Below are 8,047 nucleotides of genomic sequence, written 5' to 3' on the forward strand. Positions count from 1 at the left end.
AGGATTCTCCGCATGATTCATGCAGAAAATCGCCCATCTCACCGACGAAAGATACGTGGGATAGTCTACCCGCTTACTTCCCAGTCGGCCAGATTGCCGTTTAATCGAGAGCATGAGGTGAGGTCTACCTCAATCGAGCAGAATCGTATTGTAATCAGAACAGGTTCATCTTTGCCATCTGATGCATCTGCACAAACTACGAACTAAAATAGCTTGAAGATTTCATCAGTCTTGCTGAAAGTTTGAAGAAAATCCTAAGAGTAATACAAGATTAAAATTATTATTCCAATTCAGAGTATCCTCGACTTTTTTCGAAAAGCAGCGTTCGACAGCATACCGTTTCGTCGGTCCGATGTATCTGATCCTGCAGTATCTGCAGGATCAGCATTTACCCCGTCGAAAACGGTTCAAACTATCGAAATATGCCAACTGGTTTTGAATGATTCACGTCACTTTGTGTGTTCTCAAGTTCCTTAGGCAGAGGTTGACTGGAGCACCGTAGATGCATCTCGCGGACGAATATTTTTCGCCGCTTCTCATCGTTCTCTTTTATAGCTGCCGCGATACCTAGCCCATATGGGCCAATGAGAAGTCCGGGAGCCAGATCGGAAACCTTCGTTTCTCCAGCCTCATAGTTTTCAGCCTTTGCGCGTATTTCTTCGCACTGCGGAGACTGCCATTTGGGATCCTGAGTTGAAAGAGAAGCGGCATAATTCTGCGGAGATGTCGTGCATCCAACCAACATCATTAACAGCAGACCAACAAACCCTAAACGTTTAATTACCATTTCATTCCGTTTCTTTGTGCGAGAGGCCTCAACCTTGATGCTACCGCTTTAATCTGAAATATTACTACCGCCTGCAAGTATAGCATCCGCAGCTAGCCCGCCCGCCATGCGATATTCATCTGACCACTCTTCGTCATCAAATACGCAAAGTGCAATTGTCGCACATCGCTGTCTCTCTCTAAGGATAGCAAGCGCTATTACGTCGACAGGTGCCATTTTTTCGTTCGCTCCGGAAACTTCGAGCAACAAATTTCTGGCTGCTGCGTCGATGTCACGAGGAAATTCCATGCTGTTCGCCTCTTCACGTAGTTCAATATGCAGAAATTTCGACTCGTCGAATCACAAGCTCACACTCGCTATTTCTATCGTTTCACGGTTGGATGCGGCAGACATTTCTCAACAATGCCGCGTTGAATGCGCTTTGCTAAGACTCCGATTAACGGATAACGTCGTTCCGTGCCAGTATAATACTCTGGTGACAGTATATTATCATTTCCATGGCGGAGGTTAACAACAGGTGCGGCGTGATTTGAAACCAGACTTATTCTTCAAAATTATACTGGTTCTATGCGCAGCTTTCCTTCTGGCTGCCATCACCATCAGATTTTATCACGAATATTATGACGTCGATTCGACTTGGGGTAACATGCGTCCCGGCGTGTATCCGGGTTGGGATACAACGGAGAACTAGTTCCCCAATATTTAGAAAGCCTTTTTTGCCTTATAAACCAAGCTTCAGCATCCACAGCCTCTATGTCAATACGAATATTCCTGATTTCGATGGAGTCCTGCTCTACCGAAAAGTCGCGTGTTTGCCCGGTATTAGGATTCAGCACCGAAAAGATTGCTAACCATCGAGTTGTATTCAAACACTACCCATCGGGCCGCTCCTTTTCATGAGCCGCGCTCAATCGAGTTTTTTTGACCAAAATACCATATGCCGACAATCCCCTGTATCCTCCCGTTTCCACCTCAGAAATGACAGTAACCGTCACGATTTTATGACTGCAGTCGTTAAACATCTTCGGTTAGGGTCAGTCCGAGAAGATTTTCTTCGGAAACCTTAGTAGAGAGGCGTGGCATGGCGATTGAATCCAAGTCTGTTCGCATTATCCGGACAGTTGTCGAAACACTGCGCCCACAGTTCAACGTGGAACTATGGGACGGCACGCGCATTGGTGCATTCGACGGTCCGTCATTGGTAATCAACGATCCGACAATCGTTCGACAGCTCCTTCTCAAACCCAACTACGATTCACTTATCGACATTTGGACCTCAGGTCGCATCGATATCAGCAATGGTACAATCTTCGACCTCGCAAAAGCCAAAACCGACGGCAGTGTGAAGAAAAGGCTGAAAGAGTTGCCCAAATGGCAACTTCTGAAGGATCTTCCTGCCCTGTTGCTTGCTGGCAAACCTCAGGCGCGCGAAATTCTTGACGGCAAAGAGCCTTTCGTTAGTGGATCAAGCAAGGAAGCAATTACCCATCACTACGATGTGTCCAATGGGTTCTACCGTTTATTCCTTGATGAACGGATGATCTACACCTGCGGCTACTTCACCGATTGGACCAACGATATCGACCAGGCTCAGAAAGACAAGCTAGAACTGATCTGCCGAAAGTTACGATTGAAGCCCGGCGACCGGCTTCTGGACATAGGCTGTGGCTGGGGTGCCCTTCTCATCTATGCAGCACAGAACTTCGACGTCGTTGGCACCGGCGTTTCGCTTTCGGAAGCACAGACAGCACTGGCCCGCGAGAGGATCAAGCTGGCTGGGCTCGAAGACAAGATCACCATCCATGTAAAATCCTATACGGAGCTTGATGGCCAGTTCGACAAAATATCGTCTGTCGGAATGTTTGAGCATGTGGGCATCGCCAATTACGACAGTTATTTCAGTGCGATTCACCGACTTCTGCGTCCCGGTGGGCTTTACATGCACCACGCAATTACACGACGCATGAAGAAAGACAAAAAAGCCTTCAAACACAAAAGTGCCGAGCATAAGGCACTTGTGAAGTATATTTTCCCCGGAGGAGAGCTCGATCACCTTGGAATGACCATAGAAAACCTCGAAGGGCACGGCTTCGAAGTTCACGATGTGGAAAACCTGCGTGAACATTACGGACGGACCTGTCGGCTATGGTGCGAGCGGTTGTACTCCAATTTCGACAAGGCCGTCGCCGAAATCGGTTATCCCAAGACACGCCTCTGGCTGCTTTATCTTGCAGGATGTTCGCTGGCATTTGAGAGAGGTACCGTCCAGATCAACCAGACACTGGCTTCGAAACGCAAACGCGGTATTTCCGCCGTGCCTCAGACCAGAACGGATATTTACAGCGGTTTCGACAAATCTGGCGAGAGCTGAATCCTACTCCACCCACGCTTAGGCATCATCTGCGAACAAAGGCGCCTGTATCTGATATGAACGTCCGCCGAGCTTTTCAGCCAACAAGGTTGAGACGTGGTTAACGTCAGGTATAGTGCTTCTAACCAGTTTCGCATATGCCGCTGAGACGAAGAAACCGTTCCGCTGCAAGCGGGCAAAATATGTCATGAACGTCTTGATTTCGGGCATGGAATACTGCGCTCGGCCTTTGAAAGATTCAAATAGACCGGCCAACAATCCCTTCTAAATCTGCGACAATGTCTTCAGAACAATGTTGACTTCCATGATATCCTGTCCTTTTCTTTTGTGACAAGCATTTATAGATAATCAAAAATAAATCTTCGTAAAGCACAATACATAAACTATAATATAACTCATAATAACTGTTCACTCCACTCACAATTGAGCTGAATTGGTGGCGAAGCACATATCTGAGCGATGAAATTCTTGACGCTGCCTGCATATTCCTTACTTCTGAAGACGGCTGCCACTTCCGATGTGATCGGCTTTCCTATTATTGGACAGAAAACCGTATTGGGCATGTGCACGACATTCCTCACCACCCCCGGTATTATCGATATACCGGCGCCCAAAGACACCTGCGTCAGAACAGCAAGAAGACCTCCCGGCTTTGCAACGATCCTTGGAGCGAAGCCTCCGCGCCTCGCGATTTCATACGTACCTGCTTCCTGTTCCGGCAAAATAAACCGGCTGTCCGCAAGAAGAGCGTACTGATCCTCCAACTCGGCAACTTTCAGTCGATGGTCGGAGGGCAATGCCAGACAAAAATAGTCCTGCAGCAAAACATGAGTGCTAAGTGAAGACGGAAGCGTCATCGGCAGACGGACGAAGCCGACATCGAGATGTCCTTCCTCAATGAGCTTTGGCAGATCCTCCATCGGAAACTCGCGCGAATGAAGCTCTACTTGGGGCCAATCGTACGAGAAACGGCTGATTTGCATCTGCAATACCCCGGCATAAGCCGCTGAACCGACATAGCCGATTTCGATCCGTCCGATTTCCCCTCGCCCGGCTCTGCGTCCGACACTTTCCGCCTTGTCGAACTGATCCAGCACCAATCTAGCTTCCTTCAGAAACACCTCGCCCGCAGGGGTGATGGTGACTGATCTCTTTGTTCGGAGAAAAAGCTTAGCACCGAGCCGCCGCTCGATTTCCTGTATCTGAACCGTAAGCGTCGGGGCAGCAATGTTCAACCGCTCAGCTGCTCTTGAAAAATGAAGTTCCTCGGCGAGCGTCACAAAATAACGAAGATGCCTGCGTTCCATGAGAGCTCCAATAATTAGTTAAAAACTAATATTATCTCAAAACACTACAAATGAAAGAAATTCAAACATCCTGTTTATTGGCACCTCAATCGCTACGAAAGAAAGCCCGTTGTCACCACGTCCTGTCACGATCCTGGCCTCAATGATCGCATCGATAACCCTCATCAGTCCGGCATTCGCGGTAGATTTGCTGACTAAACCGTATCTTACCCTGGGAGCTGCCCGCTCGGTCATGTCTGCTGCCGAAAAGGAAGCGGCGGCGCACGGCTGGCCCTGCGGGATCTCGGTCGTCGATGCAGAGGCGTTGCCTACCCTCACACTACGCACGAACAACGCGTCAGTATCTGCTGGCGTCGAGTTTACACCCGGCATTGCTCGTAGAGCCGCTCTTTTCCGTGGAGAAAGTGGGACTTTGGCTATCAACGGAACGCGGCCTGCTGCAATCACTGTATGCGGTTTCGTGCTTAGGCGCGGCGTCGTTCCCATCACTGTGAATGGAACAGTGGTCGGAGCTGTCGGCGTATCGACTGACACACCAGATCATGACCAGCGGATCGCGAAGGCTGGTACAACGGCGTTGACAAGAAAATGACGACAGCTTTCGCATCCGCCCCGCGCATTACCAATTCAACTTTCATTCTGCTGACAGCTTCGACAGGTTGCGCGATGACCGTGCTGGACACAAATGTTGTCGCGATGGTCCTACCGACTATTGCACGGGAATTTTCGGCCAGTTTTGCGGATGTCGAGTGGGTCATCAGTACTTATGTTCTTTGTTTCGCTTCGCTGCTCCTGCCGGCTGGTGCTTTAGCCGACAGGTTCGGGCGGCGCACTGTTTTCCTAATCGGAATTGGCGCGTTCGCATTTTCGTCCTGGCTGTGCGGCGTAGCAAATTCTGCCAGCACACTTTATCTCGCCCGTGCATTGCAGGGCGCAAGCGCGGCCTTCCAACTCGCCCCCGCACTTGCAATCATTGGCCACACGTTTCACAGTGAAGACGAACGTAACCGTGCATGGTCAATCTGGGGTGGCATCATGGGTCTGACCATGGTCTTGTCACCAATCATCGGCGGTGTCGTTGCCCATACGCTCGGCTGGCGATGGGCGTTTTTCATAAACATCCCCATCGGAATTGTGTTGGCACTGGCTACGCTGCGTTTCATCACGGATTCGAACGATGAAAATGCACGGCGTCTCGATCCTATCGGGATCATGTCCTTTGCGGCAACCATGTTCGCGCTGACATGGGGGCTCATCAATGGGCAGGCACATGGCTGGATGTCTCCAATCGCTGTAATTGGCTTTGTCGGCGGCATTGCCGGGTTGATGGTTTTTCTTATCGTCGAAAATGCCCAGCAGCGCCCCATGCTCGATCTCAGCCTGTTTCGCAATCCACGCTTTATCGGGGGCGTATGGGCGATGTTTGCCTATGCCGCCTGCGCGCAGGTGATGGCATCTATGCTGCCGCTGTTCCTTCAGAATGGCTTCGGTCAGTCGCCATTGCAGGCAGGTTTTGCCATGCTTCCATTTGCAAGTGCGATGCTGATCTTTCCCAATGTCGGGCGTTTTCTCGGAAAGAGAACGTCATCTCGAGAAATTCTTTCTCTGGGTCTCATGGTCGTCGGTGTTGGCAGCCTCGTGGCAGGCCTCGGTGCGCATTACAGCAACTGGCCAATTGTCATGTGCGGTATGTTTCTGATCGGAAGCGGCGGCGGCCTGCTGAACGGTGAGACCCAGAAGGCGATCATGAGCACGGTTTCGCGCGACCGGGCCGGGATGGCATCTGGCATCAGCACAACAGCTCGATTTACTGGCATTCTGCTTGGCTTCGCGGTCCTGAGTGGAGTGCTGGCAAGTGCTGTCCGAACTCATTTAATTCAAACAGACTGCAACGATGCGACATGCAGCGGAGAGTTTGCCGATGCGATAGTGGCGGGCGATCTGCCCAACGCGCTTGGCATGGTGACGCCGTCGGCCAGAGCTGCCGCAACTGAACTTGCTATGCAAGGGTATTCTACTGGCTTCTCCGTTGCGCTTCTTGTTTCCGCAATCGTCGCCATCGCCTCCTCGCTACTGGTGTACCGCCTGATGAAACGACAATAACTCTCGCGCAAGGACTTTATTCTTTCTTGTAAAGAGTGCGCGACCGCTCAAGATGACGAAGCATAGCAGCCTCGGCGCGGTCTGCACCCTGACCGGACAGGCAATCCAATATCTTCTCGCGCTCCACGAGAGTATATTTTTCTTTGCCAGTCCAGATAAGCATATGAATGGACTCCCCCTTCAAAAGTGGAGGGCTTCTGTTAGACAAGACTGACAGGAGACTTAGAATTGAAGCAGCGAGAATTTACAGAAGAGTTCAAACGCGAAGCCGTTCGGATTTTAACGACGAGTGGTCGAAGCATTTCATCGGTTGCCGAGGACCTTAGCATTGGCAAATCAACACTTGACCGCTGGCGTCGTAATTTTGCTGAGAACGATTTACTCTCCGGTCCGCATGAAGACATGAGCCAAGAGCTTGCTCGGCTTCGCAAAGAAAACGAGCTTCTACGGCAGGAACGAGATTTATTAAAAAAAGTGACGGCCTTCTTCGCTCGAGAGACAAGTCGATGAAGTTTGCTTCATCGATGCGGAGAAGGTCCATATGTCTCTGTCGCGTTTGTGCGCCTTCGCAGGTGTCAGCATCAGTGGTTATTATGCATGGAAGCATCGCGTCCCTAGCCGCTGCCAGCTTGATGACATGGTTATTCTGGCGCATATTCGCAATCAGTTTGCACTGTCACGTGAAACCTATGGCAGCCCCCCGAATGCATGTCGAACTGAACGAAGAAGGCATTCGGGCAGGTCGTCACCGCACGGCGAGACTGATGCGTGAAAATGGTCTTAAGACCCGGCAGAAAACTCGCTTCAAACGCACGACCGACAGCAATCATGGTGAGCCTGTCGCTCCCAATCTTCTGGATCAGGACTTCACTTGTGATGGACCAGATCGGAAATGGGGTGTCGATATCAGTTACATATGGACCGCGGAAGGTTGGCTGTATCTGGCAATTGTTGTCGATCTTTTCTCTCGTCGTATTATCGGCTGGGAAGCACGGGATCGGATGAAAAGGATCTGGCAATCTGTGCTTTGAAGAAGACTATTGCAATCCGGCAACCAAAGCCGGGACTGATCCAACACTCGGACAGGGGAAGCCAATATGCCAGTTATGAGTATCGCAGAATTCTCGAAGCTCACAAAATGCTTCCATCAAGGAGCGGAAGAGGAAATTGTTATGATAATTCGATGGTGGAAACCGTCTTCAAGACAATCAAGTCAGAACTGATATGGCGAACTGTGTTCTACACACGTAAGGATGCAATCAAAGCCATTGGCGAATACATTGACGGCTTCTATAATCCTGTGCGCAGACATTCTGCACTCGGGTATAAATCACCGATCCAGTTCGAGATGATAAACCGTAAATTAGCGACAGAACCTCTCCACTAAATCAGGGCAAGTCCATCGATAATCTCACGTGCTGCGGGTCGTTTGTGACTGGACAGATTGTCGAGAATGACAATATCGCCTGGCTTCAACGT

The 8,047-nt window shown here is 50.2% G+C and carries 6 protein-coding genes and 3 pseudogenes; 4 read left to right on the plus strand and 5 right to left on the minus strand.

The window, feature by feature from the left end; all coding sequences use genetic code 11:
• Nucleotides 1–412: 412 nt before the first annotated feature.
• Together JNC70_RS22390 and JNC70_RS22395 are read right to left on the minus strand one after the other, a co-directional pair.
• Nucleotides 413–787: a hypothetical protein gene (locus JNC70_RS22390; RefSeq protein WP_104755782.1), complete on the minus strand. Its 375-nt coding sequence runs from the start codon at nucleotides 785–787 to the stop codon at nucleotides 413–415.
• Between the two features lie 48 nt (nucleotides 788–835).
• The gene (locus tag JNC70_RS22395; protein WP_104755781.1) at nucleotides 836–1,075 is read right to left on the minus strand and encodes a hypothetical protein; all 240 of its coding nucleotides are present in this window, start codon (nucleotides 1,073–1,075) and stop codon (nucleotides 836–838) included.
• Nucleotides 1,076–1,868: 793 nt separating this feature from the next.
• Between JNC70_RS22395 and JNC70_RS22400 the strand changes: the two genes are divergently transcribed.
• On the plus strand, nucleotides 1,869–3,158 hold the full coding sequence (locus JNC70_RS22400; RefSeq protein ID WP_104755780.1) for an SAM-dependent methyltransferase: 1,290 nt from the start codon (nucleotides 1,869–1,871) through the stop codon (nucleotides 3,156–3,158).
• A 21-nt stretch (nucleotides 3,159–3,179) separates the two neighbouring features.
• On the opposite strand, the pseudogene JNC70_RS22405 reads toward JNC70_RS22400, so the two are convergent.
• Nucleotides 3,180–3,279, minus strand: a pseudogene (locus JNC70_RS22405) (sugar-binding transcriptional regulator); the annotation flags it as partial.
• A 274-nt stretch (nucleotides 3,280–3,553) separates the two neighbouring features.
• Nucleotides 3,554–4,465 carry a LysR substrate-binding domain-containing protein gene (locus tag JNC70_RS22410; RefSeq protein WP_104755779.1) on the minus strand — a complete coding sequence of 304 codons (912 nt, stop codon included), beginning with the start codon at nucleotides 4,463–4,465 and terminating at the stop codon, nucleotides 3,554–3,556.
• A 142-nt stretch (nucleotides 4,466–4,607) separates the two neighbouring features.
• Between JNC70_RS22410 and JNC70_RS22415 the strand changes: the two genes are divergently transcribed.
• Complete coding sequence (locus JNC70_RS22415) at nucleotides 4,608–5,057, plus strand: GlcG/HbpS family heme-binding protein (protein ID WP_167394063.1); 450 nt, start codon at nucleotides 4,608–4,610, stop codon at nucleotides 5,055–5,057.
• Nucleotides 5,054–6,568, plus strand: coding sequence for an MFS transporter (locus tag JNC70_RS22420; RefSeq protein WP_374789024.1), 1,515 nt, complete (start codon nucleotides 5,054–5,056; stop codon nucleotides 6,566–6,568). Before JNC70_RS22415 ends, JNC70_RS22420 begins: the two co-directional genes overlap by 4 nt.
• 16 nt (nucleotides 6,569–6,584) lie before the next feature.
• On the opposite strand, the pseudogene JNC70_RS22425 reads toward JNC70_RS22420, so the two are convergent.
• A pseudogene (locus JNC70_RS22425) lies at nucleotides 6,585–6,734 on the minus strand (transcriptional regulator NanR); the annotation flags it as partial.
• 62 nt (nucleotides 6,735–6,796) lie between these two features.
• On the opposite strand from JNC70_RS22425, the pseudogene JNC70_RS22430 reads away from it, so the two are divergent.
• Nucleotides 6,797–7,955 (plus strand): annotated as a pseudogene (locus tag JNC70_RS22430) (IS3 family transposase).
• Nucleotides 7,956–8,047 lie beyond the last annotated feature (92 nt).

Origin of the sequence: Brucella oryzae (assembly GCF_041929965.1) — a bacterium.
GTDB classification, from domain to species: Bacteria; Pseudomonadota; Alphaproteobacteria; order Rhizobiales; family Rhizobiaceae; genus Brucella; species Brucella oryzae.